The 1,387-nt window shown below is 45.2% G+C and carries 2 protein-coding genes; both read right to left on the reverse strand.

All coding sequences use genetic code 11. The features are described from left to right. Positions 1–521 (reverse strand): PHP domain-containing protein (locus BM253_RS17085; protein ID WP_143095711.1); only part of this gene is annotated, 521 nt, incomplete at its 3' end. Positions 522–523: 2 nt separating this feature from the next. After that, positions 524–1,387: DNA polymerase Y family protein (locus BM253_RS17090; protein ID WP_091526696.1), on the reverse strand; the 864-nt coding region annotated here is incomplete at its 5' end.

Here is a 1,387-nt window from a genome sequence, read left to right on the forward strand (position 1 = left end):
TCAATTGCCCGTAAGATCCTATGGAGGTTATGTTCGTTTTTTCCTGAAACGGTCACCGGACTCCAAATGACCATTTTGGGAAGGTATTCCTGCCATTCTTTCTGAATGAGAAAATTCAGCTGTTTGAGCCTGACCCCGATAAACTCATTATGCCTGAGTGTTTTCGGGCGGTTTGAAAAAGGATAAATAACATATACATTTTCAAATTCCGGTGCTTTTTGCGGTAGTTGAGCCCCATCGCAGTTGTGTGCGGTAAGCAGCCTGCACATCTCGCCGATGCCGGCATTGTTTTTTGCCAGCCCTATATAGAGCAAACGATTGTGTGATCGGAATTCCATTCCTACAATGGGTTTTATATGTGCCTGTTTACATGCTTTTGCAAAATGGTAAATTCCCGTTACCGTATTGATATCGGTAAGTGCAAGTACCCTTACATTACAGGCTTGTGCCTGTGAAACGAGGTCGTTTACCGAAAGAGTCCCGTACCTGAGGCTGTGGTAAGAATGACAGTTTATATACATGATTACCTGTTTTCTTTAGCATTAAAATTAAACCCGGCAGCACGACCTACCTTATCATATCCGAACCTGTTCTTGATGTGGTCCATTGCCTGATAAAGAGCTGCCATTTCCTGCGTATCTTCAAACAGGTTGATCTGCAGGTTTCCGCGTACCAATCCCGTAAAACGGATACCGATAAGACGTATACGCATACGGCGGCTGTACAGCCTGTTAAACAGTTCGCGAACCGTTTTTGTTAGGATGTTGTCTGCAGAAGTATATGCTATCTTCGCCTGCTTTGTTTCGGTATCAAAATTGGCATAACGAATTTTTACAACTACGGTAGAAACAAGCCATTGTTCGCAACGCAGCTGATAAGCCAGTTTTTCTACCATACCGCTGATGAGCGCGTGGAGCATGTTCAGGTCGATGGTATCCTGATCAAAGGTATGTTCTGTTGAGACCGACTTGCGTTCGGTATAAGGTTCTACCTGTGAGAAATCGATCCCGTTTGCCTTTTTCCACAAATCGATGCCGTTTTTACCGATCATTTGCTGTAACACTTCCACGGGCATTTCTGCCAGTGTGTGTATCTGGCGTACACCTATTCTTGAAAGCAGCTGGAAGGTGGCATCGCCCAACATGGGAATTTTTTTTATGGACAGTGGGTTGAGAAACGGACGGACGCCGTTAGAAGCTATTTCTCTTTTGCCAGCAGGTTTGGATTCGCCCGTACCTATTTTCGCCACCGTTTTATTTACTGATAAGGCAAAAGAAACGGGAAGCCCCGTGTGGCGGGTTACCGACTGCATGAGTTCCTGCGTCCACTGATAAGCACCGAAAAACCTGTCGATCCCTGTAATATCCAGGTAATGCTCGTCTATGCT

The sequence above is a fragment of the Paenimyroides ummariense genome (genome assembly GCF_900115115.1).
GTDB classification, from domain to species: Bacteria; Bacteroidota; Bacteroidia; order Flavobacteriales; family Flavobacteriaceae; genus Flavobacterium; species Flavobacterium ummariense.